Here is a 17,046-nt window from a genome sequence, read left to right on the forward strand (position 1 = left end):
GGGCGCCGGTGACCTCCCGTTTCGGGCCAACCGTTCGGCCAAGTGCCTCCAGCCGCGCGCTGGAGACGACCGCCGGGCCGGGTCCGACCCCGCCCGGGGAAGGGCGGCCCGATGTCGGCTGCGGAACCCGAACCCTGCGATCTCCTGCTGACCGGCGGCACCGTGGTGACCGTCGACGACCAGCGCACTGTCCACTCCAGCGGCCACGTCGCGATCATCGGCGACCGCATCGCCGGCGTCGGCGAAGGGCCGGGCGCCGAGCGCTGGCGCGCCGCCGAGGTCGTCGACTGCCGCGGCAAAGCAGTGCTGCCCGGCCTGGTCGACGGGCACAACCACCTCTACCAAGCCCTCGCTCGCGGGCTCGGCGAAGGCATGTCGATCGTGCCCTGGCTGTGCGAATTCATGTGGCCGTATTCGATCGCGATCACCGGACCCGAAGCGGTGGCCGGGGCGAGGCTCGGCGCGGTGGAAGCGTTGCGGGCCGGCATCACCACGGTGATCGACAACCATTACGCGCCAAGCGATCTCGAAACGACGCTCGCCGTCGCGGACGTCATCGAGAAGGCCGGGCTTCGCGGTGCGGTCGCGCGCGGCATGCTCGGCGAACGCACCGAAATCGCCGACCGGCGCGGCCAGCCGATCGAATTGTTCCGTTACTCGACCGAGGACGAATTCGCGATCACGCGCGAGGCGATGCAGCACCGGCCGCCGAGTTCGAAGGTCGCCGTCTGGCCCGCCGCGCTCAACCTCTGTTACGTGGAGCAGAAACTCGTCCGCCGGACGGTCGAACTCGCCCGGGAATTCGGCACTCGCTGGCACACCCATTGCTGCGAGAGCACCACCGATCCGGTCAGCTACCTCGAAACCCACGGGGTCCGTCCGGTCGAATGGCTCGCGAAGGAAGGCCTGCTCGACGAACGGGCCACGCTCGCGCACGCGATCTGGCTCGACGAAGCCGAAATCGAGCAGGTCGCAGCCACCGGCGCGGGGGTCTCGCACAACCCGGCGTCCAACGGCTACCTCGCTTCTGGCACCGCGCGGATCGCGAGCATGCGAAAGCAGCACGTCCCGGTCGCGCTGGGCACCGACGGTCCGAGCTGCGGCCATCGGCAAGATCTTTTCGAGGCAATGAAACTCAGCGTCTTCGGCCAGCGAACGGCCACTTTGGACCCGACGGCGTTGCGGGCCGAGGACGCGCTGGAAATGGCCACCCGCGAGGGGGCCCGTTACGCCGGAATCGACGCGGGCGTCCTCAGCGAGGGCAAACTCGCCGACGTCATCGTGACCGCGCTCGACCGTCCGCACGTGCGCCCGGTGCACCGGGCTGTCGCCGCCCTCGTCTACTCCGCCCGCGGGTCCGATGTGGAGCTGACGATCGTGGGCGGCGAGATCGTCTACCGCGCCGGACAGTGCGTCCGCGTCGACGAAGCGGCCGCCGCCGACGAGGCGGAACGGCACGCGGCCCGGCTGCTCGAGCGGAGCGGCATGGGCGGACTGCTCACTCCCTGGGCGCGGTGATCCGCGCTCCCCCTTCCCCGCTGTGGAGGAAACCATGCGATTCCGTCCGCGCACCACCCGAGCCGAAACCACGACCCGCGACGCGGTCGACACCGTCCCCCGGTTCCGGCAGCTGCTCCCGCTCGGCATGCAGCACCTGCTGGTCGCCTACTCCGGAATGGTCACCGTCCCGCTGCTGATCGGGCTCGGCGTCGGCCTGTCCACCGCGCAGATCGCCACGCTCGTCACGGCGAACGTGCTGGTCAGCGGCGTCGCGACGCTGCTGCAGACGCTCGGGATCGGCAACGTCGGCGTCCGGCTGCCGATCGTGATGGGCTCGACCTTCACCGGCATCACGCCGGCGATCATCGTCGGCAAGGAGGCCGGGCTGCCCGCGGTCTTCGGCGCGACGATCGTGGCCGGCCTGCTGACCTGGCTGGTCGCGCCGTGGTTCAGCAAGCTGATCCGGTTCTTCCCGCCGATCGTGACCGGGACGATCATCGCGATCATCGGGTTCTCGCTGCTGCCCTCCACCGCGACGCTGATCGCCGGGTCCAATCCCGGCGCGGCCGACCACGGTTCGGCCGGGCGGCTGATTCTCGGGCTGGGCACCATCGTGCTGACCGTGTGCCTGGAACGGTTCGCCCCGCCCGCGGTGCGCCGCTTCGCGATCCTCATCGCGCTGGCCGTCGGCACGGTCGTGGCGATTCCGCTCGGCATGGCGGACTTCAGCTCGGTCGGGCACGCGGATTGGGTCGGCGTCGTGAAGCCGTTCGAATTCGGCCTGCCGACGTTCGCCGTGTCGGCCTTGCTGCCGATGATCATCGTGCAGCTGGTGAACATGGTGGAATCGACCGGCGACACGCTCGCCATCGGGCAGATCGTCGGCCGCGAGGTCGGCCCGCCCGAGATTTCGCGGGCGCTGCGCGCGGACGGCATCGGCACCGCGTTCGCCGGGGTGTTCGGCTCGTTCACCGTCGTCACCTTCGGCGAGAACGTCGGCCTGGTCAGCATCACGAAGGTGATGAGCCGGTTCGTGGTCGCCACCGCGGGCGCGGTGCTGGTTCTGATGAGCCTGGTGCCGAAACTCGGCGCGGCCGTCGCGTCGCTGCCCGGACCGGTGCTCGGCGGCGTCGGCGTGGTCATGTTCGGCACCGTCGGAGCGGTCGGGCTGCGCATCATGAGCCAGGCGGATCTCAGCAACGGCCGCAACATCCTGATCGTCGCCATCTCGTTCGGCTTCGGTCTCCTGCCGGTCGGCGCGCCGGAGTTTTACCAACATCTGCCCGTTGTGGTGCAGACGGTACTGACGAGCGGGATCGCGGCCGGCGGCATCGCGGCGTTCCTGCTGAACCTCGTGCTCAACCGCCGCGAACGGGCGCCGCGCCCCGGGCCGGAAGCCGCGCCCGGGTATTGACCCTCGGCGGATCCCGATGCACCATAGTCGAAACTCCTTGCAGGGAAGGAAAAAGCTTCGGAACCACCCTAACCCCGTAGGTGCGGCGGCAGGATTCGCGCGCGGCCGGGGGTCATCGCCGCCGGAGGCCCGTCCGGCTCCGGCGACGCCCCGCGATCCGCCCGGCCCGGCCGTTCCCCCGGCCCCGCCGGCCCAACGAGGTGAGGGAATCATGGCCAGTCACCCGTCTCCCCCGTCCCCCGTGGACGAACGTCCCCGATTCGGTCCGCTGGTGCTGCTCGGTCTGCAGCACGTGCTCGTGATGTACGCCGGCGTCGTCGTGGTGCCGATCGTGGTCGGCGCCGGGCTCGGGCTGCCGCAGGCGCAGATCGCCGATCTCGTCAGCGTCGACCTGGTGCTCGCCGGGATCGGCACCCTGCTGCAGGCGCTCGGCGTCTGGAAATTCGGCATCCGGATGCCGCTCGTCGTCGGGGCCGCGTCCAACGGAATCGTCCCGATGGTGCTGATCGGCAGCACGCAGGGGCTGTCCACTGTGTATGGCTCGCTGCTCGTGGTCGGCGTGCTCTGGGTGCTGATCGCGCCGTTGTTCAGCAAACTGCTCAAGCTGTTCCCGGAGGTCGTCACCGGCACGGTCATCACGCTGATCGGGCTGACGCTGATCCCGGTCGGGCTGAAACTCATCGCCGGTTCCAATCCGTCCGCGCACAATTACGGTGCGCCCGCGAATCTCGCGCTCGCCGGGTTCACCCTCGCGCTGATCGCGGTGTTCTACCGGGTGTTCCGCGGCCTGCTCGGCCAGCTCGCGATGCTGATCGCGCTGACCGTCGGCGCGATCGTGGGCTGGCTGACCGGGCTGGGCAGTCTCGCCGGAGTCGCCAACGGTCCCGTATTCGGCTTGCTGAAACCACTGCATTACGGAGCGTTGCATTTCGACATCCCGTCGATTCTGCTGTTCCTGGTGATCGTTTTCGTGCTGATGGTCGAGGCGTCCGGACAGGGGCTCGCCGTCGGGCAGGTGGTCGGCAAGAAGGTCGGGCCGCGCGACATCGCGAACCTGCTGCGCGTGGACGGCCTGCTCACCGCGCTCAGCGGCGTGTTCAACGGCTTCGCCTACACCACCTTCGGCCAGAACATCGGGCTCGTCGCGCTGACCAAGGTGCGCAGCCGGTATCCGGTCGCGGTCGGCGGCGTGATCCTCATCGTTTTCGGGGTCGTGCAACCGGTCGGCCGGGTGATCGCGGCGATCCCGCAACCGGTCATCGGCGCGGCCGCGGTCGCCACGTTCGCGGCGCTGACGGTGTCCGGCATCCAGCTGCTGTCCCGCGTGGACTTCAACCAGACCGGCAATCTCGTGATCGTCATGCTGTCGCTGGGCGTGGGGCTGATCCCGGCCGGCGCACCGGACTTCTACAAGCAGTTTCCGTTCGCCGCACAGGTTTTCCTGAAGAGCGGCGTGGCCACCGGCACTGTCTTGGCGATTCTGCTGAACCTGCTTTTCTTCGCCCGGCGGAAACGACAACCGGAAGCGCCGATCGCGCGACCCGAACCCGCCGCGAAGCTTTCCCAGTCCTGAAAGGACGTCATGGGCACCGAACCGCAGCGGCCCCGGCTGATCGTCGGCATCACCGGGGCCAGCGGCCCGCACCTGGCCGTCCACCTGCTGACCGCGCTGCGCAAGCTCGGCACGGTGGAAACGCATCTGGTCATGTCGCGAGCCGCGCACCGCACTATCGAACTCGAAACCGGAACTCCGCCCGGCGAGGTCGCCGAGCTGGCCGACGTCCGCCACGCGCGCGGGGACATCGCCGCGTCGATCGCGTCCGGCTCCTTCCGCACCATGGGCATGGTCGTCGTGCCGTGCTCGATGAAAACCGTCGCCGGCATCGCGCACGGCTACAGCGACGACCTGCTCGTCCGCGCCGCCGACGTGACGCTGAAAGAACGCCGTCCGCTCGTGCTCGTGGCCAGGGAAACCCCGTTGAGCCTCGTGCACCTGCGCAATCTGGTGGCGGTGACCGAGGCGGGCGCGACCGTGCTGCCGCCGGTCCCCGCCTTCTACCACCAGCCCGAGTCCATTGAGGACATCCTCGCCCACCTGACCGGCAAGGTGCTCGACCAGTTCGGCATCGAGCACGACCTGTTCGCGCGCTGGCAGGGGCCGCCCGCCTCGCAAGGAGTTTCGCGGTGAACCACCGGCAAGATCCCCACGCATTCGTTGACCAGTACCTGCGCGACCATCCCGACGACGTGCTCGTCCTCGACGATCCCGTCCCGGCCGACGAGGGCGTCACCGGCGTCATTTACGAACTCGCCGCGGCCGGACGACACGAAATGGTGCTGTTCCGGAAGGTGACCGGACTTGACGTTCCGGTGGTCAGCAACATGTTCGCTTCGCGGGAGCGGATCGCCCGCATGCTCGAAACCGGACCGTCCGGTTTGCACAGTGCGTACCAGCAGCGCGCTCTCCGGGCGGTCCCGCCACGGGTAGTCGACAGCGGGCCGGTGCTGGACAACGTGACTTCCGAGGTCGACTTGGCGACCGTCCCCATGCTGCGGCATTTCGCCAGCGACCGCTCCCCTTACGTCACCAGCGGAATCATCGTCGCGGAGGATCCGGACACCGGTGTCGGCAACCTGAGTTATCACCGGGCGATGCCGCATTCCCGCACCGAATTGGCGACGAGTCTGCATTCGCGCGGCGATCTGTGGCGGATGCTGCAGAAATACGCCGAACGCGGCGAGCCGATGCCGGTCGCGATGGTGCTCGGCGGGCATCCGCTGTTCATGCTGGCCGCGTCCGCGCGGGTCGGTTACGACGTGGACGAACGCGCGGTGGCCGGCGGACTGTTCGGCGAACCGCTGGAAATCGTGCGCACCCCGCGGCACGGCATCGGGGTCCCGGCCTGGTCGGACTTCGTGCTGGAGGGCACGATCGACGCCTCCGAGCACGCGGACGAGGGACCGTTCGGCGAATTCTCCGGCTATTCCTCGAATCGCTCGACCAACAACGTGCTCCGCGTGCAAACGATCCTGCGCCGCGACGACGCCATGCTCATCGACGTGGTCGGAGGCAACACCGACGAGCACCTGAATCTCGCCCGCGTGCCACGGGAATCGGAAATGGCGGAGAAACTCAAGGCTCGTTTCCCGGACGTCACCGCGGTCCACTACCCGACGTCCGGCACGCACTTCCACTGTTACGTCGCGCTGCGCCAGCGGCGGCCCGGGCAAGCCCGGCAAGTGATGCTCGGCCTGCTCGGCTGGGATCCGTACGTGAAGACCGTGATCGCCGTGGACGAGGACGTCGACCTCACCGACGACAGCGAAGTTCTCTGGGCGCTCGCCACGCATTTCCAGCCGCACCAGGACTTGTTCACTGTGGACGGTCTGCCCGGTTCGCCGCTCGACCCGTCGTCCGGGTCCGACGGCACGACGTCCCGGATGGGCCTCGACGCCACCCGCGGCCCGCACTTCGACGGCAACCGCATCGTCGTTTCGGACGAAGCACGTCAGCACGCTCGCCGGATCCTCGGCGGGAACGTTTAAGGAGGGAATCATCATGGCCAAAATCCCGGTGACCGTTCTGACCGGCTTTCTCGGCTCGGGCAAGACCACGCTCGTCAACCACATCCTCACCGCGAACCACGGGCACCGGATCGCGGTGATCGAGAACGAGTTCGGCGAGATCCCGATCGACAACGCGCTCGTGCTCGGCGGCGACGAGAAGATCATCGAAATGAGCAACGGATGCTGCCTGTGCTGCACCGCGCGCACCGACCTGATCGAAATCCTGCAGTCGCTGCTGCGCCGTCGCGAACGGTTCGACCGGATCCTCATCGAGACCAGCGGCATGGCCGACCCGAACCCGGTCGCGCAGACGTTTTTCGTGGACGACGAGGTGTCGTCGGCCTTTGCCCTGGACGCGATCGTGACGCTGGTCGACGCGCGGCATGTCGGCAGCCATCTCGAGGAGGGCGAACACGACGGCGTCGGCGGCCAGGTGAGCAACCAGATCGCGTTCGCCGACCGGATCGTGCTCAACAAAATCGACCTGGTCACCGAACCGGAAATCGAGGAACTGCGCGCGCGGCTGCGCTCGGTCAACGCGACCGCGGACATCCTCACGTCCAGCTACGGCAACGTCGATCTGGACGACATCCTGGGCATCAACGCCTTCGACCTGAACCGCACCGTCGCCGCCGACCCGGACTGGCTCGAGGACGACGCACACCACCACGACCCGACGCTGGAATCAGTGTCGATCGAACTCGACGACCCGCTGGACCGCGCCGCGTTCGAAGGGTGGCTCACTGCTCTGCTGGCCGAACGCGGCGACGATCTGTACCGGTTCAAGGGCATTCTCGCCTTCGACCGCAAAACGGTGCTGCAGGGCGTGCACCGGATCTACGAACTGACCGACGCCGGCGAATGGGGCGCGGCACCGCCGGTCAGCAAACTCGTCCTCATCGGCCGGAACCTCGACCGCGCGGAACTGACCGACACGGTGTCCCGCTGCAGCCCGGCCGCCGCTGGACGATGATTCAGGCGAGCGCCGCGGTCACGTCCAATTCGACGAGTTGCCCGGGGTAGCCCAGGCACGTCACGCCGACCAGCGTGCTCGCGGTCGTGAACGCCGCCGCGATCGAGGACTCCGTGAACCGCTGCCACACCGCGGAAAGCGTCGGCCGGTCGGAGGTGGCCACGTAAATCACCGTGCGCACGACGTCCTCCGGGGCCGCGCCCGCGTGCGACAGCGCGGCCTCGGTGTTGGCGACGACCTGGTCCGCCTGCGCGAGGACATCGCCGGGAACGACCGCGCCGTCGGGCGTCAGCGGACACTGGCCCGCGAGGTGCACGGTGCGGCGCGCGTCGACGGTGGTCACGTGGTGGTAGCCGGGAGTCGGATGCAGGGCGGGCGGGTTCTGCCGTTCAATGGTCACGTGGCGGATCGTCGCTCACCGCGGCGGCGATCCGCCACGGGATTTCCGGACGGAGGGCGTATGCGCAGGACCATCGACTGGGCCGACGGGGCGATCGTGATCGTGGACCAGGTCGCGCTTCCGGGCGAGTACCGCACGCTCACCCTGCGCACCGTGCCCGAACTGGTCGACGCGATCCAACGGCTCGCGGTGCGCGGCGCACCTGCGCTGGGAGCGGCGGGCGCGCTCGGGGTCGCGCTAGCGGCTCGCCAAGGCGGCGACGTACCAGCCGAGGCGGACCGGATCGCGCACGCCCGGCCGACGGCGGTCAACCTGGCCTGGGGCGTTTCCCGGGCGCTGGCCCAGCTTCCGCACGGTGCCGACGCGGTGCTGGCCGAGGCCAAGGCGATGCTCGACGAGGACGAGCAACGGAACCGCGCGGCATCCGCGCACGCGGCGGAAGTCGTGCTGGACGCGTGCCCGCGCCGGCCGTTGCGGCTGCTCAGCCACTGCAACACCGGCCACCTGGCGACGGTCGCGTGGGGCACCGCGCTCGGCGTCGTCTGGCATTTGCACGCCCGCGGCCTGGTGGAGTCGGTGCTGGTCGACGAGACGCGCCCGCTGCTGCAGGGCTCCCGGCTCACCGCTTGGGAACTCGAGCGGGCCGGGGTGCCCTACCGCGTGCAACCGGACGGCGCGGCGGCCGCGGCGATGGCGCGCGGCTTGGTCGACTGCGTACTGGTCGGCGCGGACCGGATCGCGGCGAACGGCGACGTGGCCAACAAAATCGGGACCTACGGGCTGGCGATTTCCGCCGCGCACCACGGGGTGCCGTTCGTGGTCGTCGCCCCGACGTCCACAGTGGACACATCCGTCGCCGCCGGCGCGGACATCGCCATCGAGGAACGCGCGGCGGGCGAACTGACCGAGTTCGGCGAAGCCCAGATCGCGCCAAGTGGAGCAGCAGTCTTCAACCCGGCTTTCGACGTCACGCCGCACGCGCTGATCACCGCGGTGGTCACCGAGGACGGCGTCTTCGGCCGAGGAATCTAGGGGCGCGGGCCGACGATTTCGGCCCCGTCTCGGACGGTGATCGCCATCGCCGGGCACGAATCCGCCGCGTCCAGCACCGTTTCGTCCGGCTCGACCGTCTCCGTCACCGCCCGCGCGGTGGCGCCCTCCAGCTCGAACGTCTCCGGCAGCAGCGCGGCGCACATCCCGCTGCCCATGCATACCCCCTCGTCGACCTTGACCGACCAGGTCATCGTCACCACCCCACCGGCATCGACCGCGGACCGCGGACCAGCATCTGCGTCTTCCACTCAATATCCCCGGCCAGCCGCAGTCCCGGCAACTCCCGGGTCAGCGCCCGCAACGCCTCCTGCAGCTCCAGCCGCGCGAGCGGAGCGCCGAGGCAGTGGTGCACGCCGTGCCCGAACCCGAGGTGGTGGTTGTCGCCGCGGTCCAGGACGAGCTGGTCCGCCCCGCCGAACTGCAGCCGGTCGCGGTTCGCCGCGCCGATCGCCACCAGCACCGGTTCCCCTTGGCGCACCAGGACATCCCCGACTTCGACGTCCTCCGTCGCATACCGGGCGAACCCGGCGCCCGCGCCCAGCGGCACGAAGCGGAGCAACTCCTCCACCGCGGTCGGGATCAGCGACGGATCGGCGCACAGCCGTTCCCAGTGCTCGTGCTGATCCAGCAACGCGTACACGAAGTTGGGAATCTGGCTGGCCGTCGTTTCGTGCCCCGCCACCAGAATCCCGACGCACAGGTCCACCAGCTCCAACTCCGTGAGCCGGTCCCGCACGTCGCGAGCTTCGATGAGGGCAGTCATCAAATCGTCTTGCGGCTGAGTCCGATGCTCGGCAATCAACCCGGCCATATAAGCGCGCAGTTCCTCGCGGCTGCGCTCGGATTCCTCCGGCGTAAGCCGCGTCGTCGACAAGGCCGCGTCGCTCCACTCCCGGAACTGCGGCCGGTCGCCCACCGGAACCCCGAGCAACTCGCAGATCACCGCGACCGGAATCGGCAGCGCGTACAGATCGACCAGGTCAGCCGGTTGCCCGTGTTCGCGCATCCGGTCGATCAATTCGGCGGCCAGCTGCGCGACCCGCGGCCGCAATTCTTCGACCCGCCGCGCGGTGAACGCCTTCGCGACGAGCGTGCGCAGCCGGGTGTGGTCCGGCGGGTCCATCGAGAGGATGCCGCCCGGACGCCGGTACTCCGACATGCGCGGTTCGTCGCTTTCCTGCGCCAGCGCTCGGGAAAACCGCCGGTCCCCGAGCACGAACCGGGCGTCGGCGTAGCGGGTCGCGAGCCACGCGGCCTCGCCGTGCGGCATCTGGACGCGGATCATCCCGGCGTTCTCGCGAGCGGCGGCGTAAGCCTCGTTGAGCGCGAGGCCCGCCTCCTCGTTGAACGGGTAGGCGAGCGGTGCGGTGTGCGTGGTGGTCATGCCAATGACTCCCCGGATCCCTTTGTAAGCAGGTGCTTACATGCTTACTCCGGATACCGGCCGCTCGTCAATCCGCCAGGAGCTTCCGAAAGCAGGCACCTCCCGATGGCCGAAAGCGCCAACGGAGGTTTCGATGCCGATAGCGTGGTCGCATGCTGGACTATGGCTTGGATTTGTCCGAAATAGCCCGCGAAACCGCCTTGCCCGATTTGCTCGCGGAAGGCGACGACCTCGACGCCGTGGTGTCCGCGGAACCCGACTGGTCGAGACCCACCCCGGCCGAGGGGTGGACGATCGGGCACCAGATCGCGCATCTCGCGGCAGCCGACGCGAACGTCGTCCTCGCCGTCCGCGCGCCGGAGAAGTTCGCCGCCGTGCTGGAGGAAGACGCCGACGCGGTCGCGGCCCAGGGAGCCGCGCGACCACGGGCGGAACTGCTCGACGACTGGCGCGCCGGACGTGCCGAAGTGGCAGCGGCGCTTGGGGAAATCCCGCTGGACCAGGCGTTTCCGTGGTACGGCTCGCAATCCTCGGCGACGCTGGCGGTGGCGCTTCGGCTGATGGAAACGTGGGCGCACGGGCAGGACATCTTCGACACCGTGGGCGTCGAGCATCGTCCGACGGACCGGCTCAAGCACATCGCCGCCTTGGGCGTGGCCGGGCGCGGGCTGTCGTTCTACGCCGCCCAGCTGCCGCTGCCGACCGAGCCGATCCGGGTCGAACTGACCGGTCCCGACGGCACCGTGTGGGGCTGGGGTCCGGACGACGCCGCCCAGCGGATCCGGGGCAGCGCAAGGGATTTCTGCCTTCGCATTACCCAGCGCCGCGCCCTGGGCGAAACCGGTCTCGCGGCGATCGGCAACGACGCGAAGGTGTGGCTGGAGAACGCGCGGGTCTTCCTCTAGCGCCGCCGAGGCCGCAGCAACGCCACCCCCGCCGACAGCGCGCTCGTCGACGCCACGTGGATCGCCAGCGCCTTCCGGTTCGGCGCCCACACCCCGGTCGTCGGGCCGCCGGACCACATCGCCGCCACGAAACCTCCTGCGGCGCAAGCCATTGCCCGCCACAACGCCGGCGAGCGATCCCGGCCGGCCGCCAACGCCGTCCCTACCGCACCGAACGCGCCCGCGGTGATCAGGGCTTCCCGCGCCATGTGGTACTGCACGTGACCTTCGCCGTGCCGGGCCTCCGGGGCGCGGTAGCTCGGATCGGTGATGTGCGTGACCGTCTGCCACACCGACGGCGCGGCGGCGGCCAGGCCCACGACGACGGCCGCCGCGCCAAGGGTTTCCCGCTTCACTGTTCGTCCTTTCCCTTGAGGTGGTGCGAGACCCGCCGGAGCGCGTCGTTCACCACGTCGATGGTTTCCGGGTCGAGAGCCTTCGCGATTTCGCGCTCGATCTCCGTCTTGAGCGCGAACGACGCGAGCGCCTGCCGTTTGCCCTCCTCGGTGAGGGTGACGAGCACGGAACGCCGGTCGCCCGGGTCCTTGTCCCGGCGGACCCAGCCGCGCGCCTCCAGCCGGGTGATCCGGTGGGTGACCGAACCCGAGGTCAGCTCGACCGCGGCCATCACCTGCCCCGGCGTCAGCCGGTGCCCGGGCGCGCGCTTGAGGGCGGCGAGCATCTCCAGCTCCCACAGCTCGATCCCGTGCGCGGACAGCTCGCGGCGCATGGCCAGTTCCAGCTGGTGCGCGACCCGCCGCAGCCGGTAGGACAGCGACTTCGCGCCCAGCACGCTCTCGTCGCCGCCCCCGCGCCGGACGGCGTCCACCAGGTCGTCGACCGCGTCCCGGGGCGCAGTGTTCACCGGCACAGCCCTTTCTCTCGACATCAAGACAGGGAGAGAATACCTTGATGTCAAGACAGTTCGCGAGACGAGCATCGATCCAGGGGGAAACATGGACATCGAGGTCGCGGTGATCGGCGCCGGTCCGGTCGGGATGGCGGCGGCCGCGTTCCTGCACCAGGCCGGCGTCGCGGTCCGGGTCTTCGAAGCGAATCCGGACCGCGCGGGGCAATCGAGGGCGACGACGATCCACCCGCGCACCCTTGAACTTCTCGATTCGATCCCGGACGGGCAAGGTTCGCTGGCCGCGCGTCTGGTCGCCGCCGGGAAGCGCGTGCCGAGCGCGCATTTCGCGGCGCTGCCGAACCGGCTGAGCTACGCCGGACTCGACACGTCGTTCCCGTTCGTGCTCATGCTGCCGCAGCCGGAAACTGAGCGGCTGCTCGCCGAGCATCTCTCGGGCCAGGGGGTCGTGGTCGAGACCGGGTGGAAACTTGCCGACCTCGCGCAGGATGAGCAAGGCGTCACCATCGTTTCGGAAACCGGCGACACCCAGCGGGCCGGATACGTCATCGGCGCGGACGGCGCACACAGCGCGACCCGGCACGCGCTGGGCCTCGCCTTCCCCGGAAATCCCGCGACCACAATGGGTTTCCTCGCCGACGTCCGGCTGGAACGCCCGCCTGCTCAGCCGCACAACTGGGATTACGAACGCGGCTCGTACAGCGCGCTTCCGCTGCCCGGCGGCATTTACCGCATCTTCGGCCACGAACCCGGCGACACCGGCCTCACCCCGGAGGAAGCCGCGCGGCGTCAGGCCCGCATCCCGGACGAGGCCGAACTGCGCGCGACGCTCAAACGGCTCGCCGACGACGATTTCGGCATCACCGAGGTCATCTGGGCCTCGCGGACCGGCGACACGACGCGACACGTCGGGCAGTACCGCGTCGGCCGGGTCTTCCTCGCCGGCGACGCCGCGCACGTCCACCTCCCGGCGGGCGGGCAGGGGCTCAACGTCGGCGTGCAGGACGCGGCGAATCTCGCGTGGAAGCTTGCCGCCGAGGTGCAGGGCCGCGCGCCGCGGCGGATCATCGACGGTCCGCAGTCCTACGACGCCGAACGCCGCCCCATCGCGGCCCGGCTCGCGGCGAACACCCTCGCCCAGGCAGCGCTGATGGTCACCTTCACCCGGGGCGGAAAAGCGTTGCGGGACTTGATGTCCGACCTCATCGGCCGCGACGGCGACACCGCGGACGAACTGCGCGGCTGGCTGTCCGGGCTGGACGTTTCCTACGCGGAGGACGGCGGCCTCGTCGGCCGTCGCGTGCCCAACCTCCCGCTCGCCGACGGTCGCACCCTCCATCGCGCGCTGCGGCCAGACCGGTTCACACTCGTGGCTTTTGGTGACACCGTCGTGGAGGGCGAGCACGTCGTGCGCTCCACCCGAGACTGGCACGACTTGGCCGCTGTCCTGGTCCGCCCGGACGGATACGCCGACGAAGTCTGGACCGCGGGCGAAGAGAGCGGAGCACACTGAATGGGCGCTGACACCGCACGCGGCCGTTTCGGCATTCTCGCGATCCTGTGTTCCAGCATTCTGCTCGTCGCGATGGACAACACGATCGTCAACGTCGCGCTCCCGGCTATCCGCACCGATCTCGGCGCGTCGATCAACGGTCTGCAATGGACGATCGACTCGTACACGCTCGTGATCGCGTGCTTCCTGATGCTCGCCGGGGCCACCGGAGACCGGTTGGGGCGCAAGCGAACCTTTATGGCCGGGTTGGTCCTTTTCGGACTCGGCTCGCTGCTGTGCAGCGTGGCCCCGTCGATCGGCTGGCTGGTCGCCGCGCGGATCGTGCAGGCGCTCGGCGGCGCGATGCTGAACCCGGTCGCGATGTCGATCATCACGAACGTCTTCGCCGACCCGGGCGAGCGCGCGCGGGCGATCGGGGTGTGGGGGTCGATCGTCGGTATCTCGCTGGGCGTCGGCCCGGTGCTCGGCGGCGTGCTCACCGAGAGCATCGGCTGGCGGGCGATTTTCTGGGTCAACGTCCCGGTGGTCGTCGCGGCGCTCGCGCTGACCGCGTGCTATGTGCCGGAATCGCGGGCTCCGCACCCGCGCCGCCCGGATCCGGTGGGACAGCTGCTGGTCGTGGTGCTGCTCGGGTCGGTGGTGACCGCCGCGATCGAAGGCCAGCGGCTCGGCTGGGGATCGCCGGTGATCGTCAGCCTGGCCGGGCTCGGGGTCCTCGCATTACTCGCGCTGATCCGCTGGGAACTCCGCCGCCGGGAACCGCTGGTGGAGCTGCGGTTTTTCCGCAGCGCCCCGTTCTCGTCAGCCACGCTCAGCGCGGTGTGCGGCCTCGCCGCGTTCGGCACGTTCCTCTTCCTGTCGCCGCTGTATCTGCAGGACGTGCGCGGGCTGTCGGCGCTGCAATCCGGCCTGATGCTGCTGCCGACCGCGGCGGCCGTGACGATCGCCGCCCCGCTGGCGGGCCGTCTCGTCGCCACCCGCGGTGCGCGGATTCCCCTGCTGACCGCTGGGATCTCAATGACCGCCGTTGCCATCTTGCTGACCACCGCGTCGGCGACCACGCCCCTGTGGCTGCTCGCGATCGCATATGGCGTGTTCGGTCTGGGCTTCGGACTCTTGAACCCGCCCATCACCAACGCGGCGGTCAGCGGCATGCCCCGCTCCCAAGCCGGAGTGGCCGCCGCGGTCGCGTCCACCTCGCGCCAAGTCGGACAGACTCTCGGCGTCGCCATCGCGGGCACGATCCTCGCCGCCGCAGGCACCCCGCTCACCGGACACGCCACCGCCTGGTGGACCGTCGCCGGCGGCACCACCCTGATCATCGCGCTCGCCATCCTCGCCACTACCGCGTGGGCCCGCGCCGGAGCCGAACGGGTCGCCCGCCGTTTCGCCGACGAACCGATCACCGAACCGGTCTAACCGCGACGGGGTGAATCGGGCAGAACTGTGGTCCTTCCGTCGCCTATCCGCGCCGATCGCCCCGCGGCGGTGCGGGTGTCTCCAGAGTGGAAGATGCCCGCACCGTCGGAGGAAAGGCGCCATTCGCATGTCCACCTCGCCCGAGACCCCGGCCCTTCCGACCGCGCGACCCGCCGGGTGCCCATTCGATCCGCCCGCCGAGTACGCCGCGTTGCGGGAGAGCGCGCCGGTGTCGCGGGTCCGCTGTCCGGCCGGCTTCGACACCTGGCTGGTCACCCGCTACGACGACGTCCGCGCCGTGCTCGCCGACCCGGCGCTCAGCTCGCGCGGGGCCTCGTCGGCGCACGTCAAAGCCGATCTCGACCCGTACGCCGAGGTCGACCCGGGTTCGATCATCCAGCTCGACGGCGCGGAACACGCCCGGCTGCGCAAGATGGTCGTCGCCGAGTTCACCGTGCGGCGGGTGGAGCGGCTGCGCGAGTACGTCCGCGAGCAGGTCGAGCGGCACCTCGACGCCATGCTCGCCAAACCCGGCCGGGCCGACCTCGTCCAGGACTTCGCGCTGCCCATCCCCTCGCTGGCGATCTGCGAACTGCTCGGCGTCCCGTACGCCGACCGCGAGCTGTTCCAGCGCCAGAGCAGCCTGCTGGTCAGCACCGACCAGGACGCCGACGTCACCCAGCGGGCGTATCACGAACTGGCCGGTTACCTGGGCACCCTGTTCGCAGGCAAACAGCGGGACCCGCAGGACGACCTGTTCAGCAAGCTCATCGTCCGCGCCGAGGCCTCCGGGGACTCGCTCGACCTGGACGAGCTGATCATGCTCGGCCTCAGTCTCCTCGTGGCCGGGCACGAAACCACCGCCAACATGATCGCGCTCAGCACGCTCGTCCTGCTGGAGCACCCGGAACAGCGCGCGCAAGCCCTCGCCGACCCGCCGCGCGCGGTCGAGGAGCTGCTGCGGTATCTGTCGGTCGTGCAGTTCGGCGTGCTGCGGTACGCGACCGAGGAGGTCAAGGTCGGCGACCAGAAGATCGCCGCGGGCGACTGGTTGATCGCCGCGGTGAACTCGGCCAACCGCGACGAGGACCGCTATCCGCGCGCCGACCAGCTGGACTTCACCCGCGAGTCACCGCGCACGCACGTCGCCTTCGGATTCGGCGCGCACCAGTGCGTCGGCCAGCAGCTCGCGCGGGTCGAGATGCAGGAAGCGCTGACGGCGTTGTTCCGCCGCGTGCCCGACTTGCGGCTGGCGGTGCCGAAGGAAGCTTTGTCCTACAAGCACAACGCGCTCGTCTACGGTCCCGAACAGCTTCCGGTCGCCTGGTCCGCGTAGTTCGTCCGGCCGATCCGCGACCCGCCGGGTTAACCTCGTCGCGCACACCAGCGCAGACCAGGGGGAACCGATGGACGCGGACCAGCCTTCGCGCAAACGCGACGCGACGGCGACCAAGGCCGCGCTGCTGGACGCCGCCGCCGAACTGTTCGCCGACCGCGGGTTCGACCGCACCACGGTGCGCGACATCGCCCACCGAGCGGGCGTCAACCAGGCGCTGCTGTTCCGGTACTTCGGCAGCAAGGACGCGTTGTTCGAGCACGTGATGGCACGCGGCGGCCTGGCGCAGGTCGAGACGACCCCGCCCGAGCGGCTGTTCTCCGCGGCGCTGCGCAGCCTCCTCGACGGCGACGATTCGGCGTCCCGTTCGATCGAGACCTACCTGCGGTCGTCGGGCACCGACCGCGCCGACGAGGCCCTGCGCGCGCAGCTCGACGCCGAGTACACCCGCGCGCTGTCCGGGCTCACCGACCGGCCGGACGCCGAACTCCGCGCCGACCTCGCGATGGCCTGGCTGCTCGGCATCGGCCTGGTCCGCTCGGTCACCCGCAAGGAGCCGCTCGCCACCGCGCCCGCCGACGAGATCGAGCGGCTCATCGGGCCGGCGGTGCGCACGCTGCTCGAACGCAGCGAGTAAATCGCTACAGCCATGCCGAGTCCCGCCGATACCTTCAC

The 17,046-nt window shown here is 69.8% G+C and carries 17 protein-coding genes; 12 read left to right on the forward strand and 5 right to left on the reverse strand.

The window, feature by feature from the left end:
• The first annotated feature begins 111 nt into the window (after positions 1-111).
• The 6 genes from CU254_RS28295 (at position 112) to CU254_RS28320 (ending at position 7,454) form a co-directional block, all read left to right on the forward strand.
• A complete protein-coding gene (locus CU254_RS28295) occupies positions 112-1,518 on the forward strand; it encodes an amidohydrolase family protein (protein WP_009081544.1) in 1,407 nt (468 codons plus the stop codon).
• A 34-nt stretch (positions 1,519-1,552) separates the two neighbouring features.
• The gene (locus tag CU254_RS28300; RefSeq protein ID WP_100266904.1) at positions 1,553-2,914 is read left to right on the forward strand and encodes a nucleobase:cation symporter-2 family protein; all 1,362 of its coding nucleotides are present in this window, start codon (positions 1,553-1,555) and stop codon (positions 2,912-2,914) included.
• A gap of 211 nt (positions 2,915-3,125) precedes the next feature.
• Positions 3,126-4,487 (forward strand): nucleobase:cation symporter-2 family protein, encoded by a 1,362-nt coding sequence (locus CU254_RS28305; RefSeq protein WP_063631968.1) that lies wholly within the window; start codon positions 3,126-3,128, stop codon positions 4,485-4,487.
• A gap of 9 nt (positions 4,488-4,496) precedes the next feature.
• Positions 4,497-5,102 (forward strand): UbiX family flavin prenyltransferase, encoded by a 606-nt coding sequence (locus tag CU254_RS28310; protein ID WP_009081551.1) that lies wholly within the window; start codon positions 4,497-4,499, stop codon positions 5,100-5,102.
• Complete coding sequence (locus tag CU254_RS28315) at positions 5,099-6,460, forward strand: UbiD family decarboxylase (protein ID WP_037715092.1); 1,362 nt, start codon at positions 5,099-5,101, stop codon at positions 6,458-6,460. Before CU254_RS28310 ends, CU254_RS28315 begins: the two co-directional genes overlap by 4 nt.
• Positions 6,461-6,473: 13 nt before the next feature.
• Positions 6,474-7,454, forward strand: coding sequence for a GTP-binding protein (locus tag CU254_RS28320; protein ID WP_009081556.1), 981 nt, complete (start codon positions 6,474-6,476; stop codon positions 7,452-7,454).
• Between the two features lies 1 nt (position 7,455).
• Here CU254_RS28320 and CU254_RS28325 read toward each other — a convergent pair whose 3' ends face one another.
• Entirely contained in the window at positions 7,456-7,854 is a 399-nt protein-coding gene (locus CU254_RS28325; protein WP_009081557.1) for a RidA family protein, read from the reverse strand.
• A gap of 60 nt (positions 7,855-7,914) precedes the next feature.
• Between CU254_RS28325 and mtnA the strand changes: the two genes are divergently transcribed.
• Positions 7,915-8,886, forward strand: a complete 972-nt coding sequence (gene mtnA, locus CU254_RS28330; RefSeq protein WP_009081559.1) for an S-methyl-5-thioribose-1-phosphate isomerase — start codon at positions 7,915-7,917, stop codon at positions 8,884-8,886.
• Here mtnA and CU254_RS28335 read toward each other — a convergent pair.
• Together CU254_RS28335 and CU254_RS28340 are read right to left on the reverse strand one after the other, a co-directional pair.
• Positions 8,883-9,098, reverse strand: a complete 216-nt coding sequence (locus CU254_RS28335; protein WP_199786005.1) for a ferredoxin — start codon at positions 9,096-9,098, stop codon at positions 8,883-8,885. The two genes, mtnA and CU254_RS28335, sit on opposite strands and share 4 nt — an antisense overlap.
• Positions 9,099-9,100: 2 nt before the next feature.
• On the reverse strand, positions 9,101-10,291 hold the full coding sequence (locus CU254_RS28340; protein WP_009081561.1) for a cytochrome P450: 1,191 nt from the start codon (positions 10,289-10,291) through the stop codon (positions 9,101-9,103).
• A gap of 152 nt (positions 10,292-10,443) precedes the next feature.
• On the opposite strand from CU254_RS28340, the gene CU254_RS28345 reads away from it, so the two are divergent.
• On the forward strand, positions 10,444-11,196 hold the full coding sequence (locus CU254_RS28345) for a maleylpyruvate isomerase family mycothiol-dependent enzyme (RefSeq protein ID WP_009081563.1): 753 nt from the start codon (positions 10,444-10,446) through the stop codon (positions 11,194-11,196).
• On the opposite strand, the gene CU254_RS28350 is transcribed toward CU254_RS28345, so the two are convergent.
• Together CU254_RS28350 and CU254_RS28355 are read right to left on the reverse strand one after the other, a co-directional pair.
• A complete protein-coding gene (locus CU254_RS28350) occupies positions 11,193-11,591 on the reverse strand; it encodes a hypothetical protein (RefSeq protein ID WP_009081565.1) in 399 nt (132 codons plus the stop codon). The two genes, CU254_RS28345 and CU254_RS28350, sit on opposite strands and share 4 nt — an antisense overlap.
• Positions 11,588-12,100: a MarR family winged helix-turn-helix transcriptional regulator gene (locus CU254_RS28355; protein ID WP_037718099.1), complete on the reverse strand. Its 513-nt coding sequence runs from the start codon at positions 12,098-12,100 to the stop codon at positions 11,588-11,590. The genes CU254_RS28350 and CU254_RS28355 overlap by 4 nt, the downstream gene beginning before the upstream one ends.
• A gap of 91 nt (positions 12,101-12,191) precedes the next feature.
• Here CU254_RS28355 and CU254_RS28360 point away from each other — a divergent pair, with 91 nt between their 5' ends.
• From CU254_RS28360 to CU254_RS28375, 4 genes are all read left to right on the forward strand, one after another.
• A complete protein-coding gene (locus CU254_RS28360) occupies positions 12,192-13,616 on the forward strand; it encodes an FAD-dependent monooxygenase (protein ID WP_037715097.1) in 1,425 nt (474 codons plus the stop codon).
• Positions 13,617-15,035, forward strand: coding sequence for an MFS transporter (locus CU254_RS28365; protein ID WP_009081571.1), 1,419 nt, complete (start codon positions 13,617-13,619; stop codon positions 15,033-15,035).
• A 127-nt stretch (positions 15,036-15,162) separates the two neighbouring features.
• Entirely contained in the window at positions 15,163-16,371 is a 1,209-nt protein-coding gene (locus CU254_RS28370; RefSeq protein WP_009081573.1) for a cytochrome P450, read from the forward strand.
• 70 nt (positions 16,372-16,441) lie between these two features.
• A complete protein-coding gene (locus CU254_RS28375; protein WP_009081576.1) occupies positions 16,442-17,008 on the forward strand; it encodes a TetR family transcriptional regulator in 567 nt (188 codons plus the stop codon).
• Positions 17,009-17,046 lie beyond the last annotated feature (38 nt).

Origin of the sequence: Amycolatopsis sp. AA4 (genome assembly GCF_002796545.1) — a bacterium.
GTDB lineage: Bacteria > Actinomycetota > Actinomycetes > Mycobacteriales > Pseudonocardiaceae > Amycolatopsis.

What these genes read in the sequence shown, in the direction of transcription:
- CU254_RS28295 (WP_009081544.1), top strand. Translation starts at nt 112, where the DNA reads ATGTCGGCTGCGGAACCCGAACCCTGCGATCTCCTGCTGACCGGCGGC.
- CU254_RS28300 (WP_100266904.1), top strand. Translation starts at nt 1,553, where the DNA reads ATGCGATTCCGTCCGCGCACCACCCGAGCCGAAACCACGACCCGCGAC.
- CU254_RS28305 (WP_063631968.1), top strand. Translation starts at nt 3,126, where the DNA reads ATGGCCAGTCACCCGTCTCCCCCGTCCCCCGTGGACGAACGTCCCCGA.
- CU254_RS28310 (WP_009081551.1), top strand. Translation starts at nt 4,497, where the DNA reads ATGGGCACCGAACCGCAGCGGCCCCGGCTGATCGTCGGCATCACCGGG.
- CU254_RS28320 (WP_009081556.1), top strand. Translation starts at nt 6,474, where the DNA reads ATGGCCAAAATCCCGGTGACCGTTCTGACCGGCTTTCTCGGCTCGGGC.
- mtnA (WP_009081559.1), top strand. Translation starts at nt 7,915, where the DNA reads ATGCGCAGGACCATCGACTGGGCCGACGGGGCGATCGTGATCGTGGAC.
- CU254_RS28335 (WP_199786005.1), bottom strand. Translation starts at nt 9,098, where the DNA reads ATGACCTGGTCGGTCAAGGTCGACGAGGGGGTATGCATGGGCAGCGGG.
- CU254_RS28340 (WP_009081561.1), bottom strand. Translation starts at nt 10,291, where the DNA reads ATGACCACCACGCACACCGCACCGCTCGCCTACCCGTTCAACGAGGAG.
- CU254_RS28345 (WP_009081563.1), top strand. Translation starts at nt 10,444, where the DNA reads ATGCTGGACTATGGCTTGGATTTGTCCGAAATAGCCCGCGAAACCGCC.
- CU254_RS28360 (WP_037715097.1), top strand. Translation starts at nt 12,192, where the DNA reads ATGGACATCGAGGTCGCGGTGATCGGCGCCGGTCCGGTCGGGATGGCG.
- CU254_RS28365 (WP_009081571.1), top strand. Translation starts at nt 13,617, where the DNA reads ATGGGCGCTGACACCGCACGCGGCCGTTTCGGCATTCTCGCGATCCTG.
- CU254_RS28370 (WP_009081573.1), top strand. Translation starts at nt 15,163, where the DNA reads ATGTCCACCTCGCCCGAGACCCCGGCCCTTCCGACCGCGCGACCCGCC.
- CU254_RS28375 (WP_009081576.1), top strand. Translation starts at nt 16,442, where the DNA reads ATGGACGCGGACCAGCCTTCGCGCAAACGCGACGCGACGGCGACCAAG.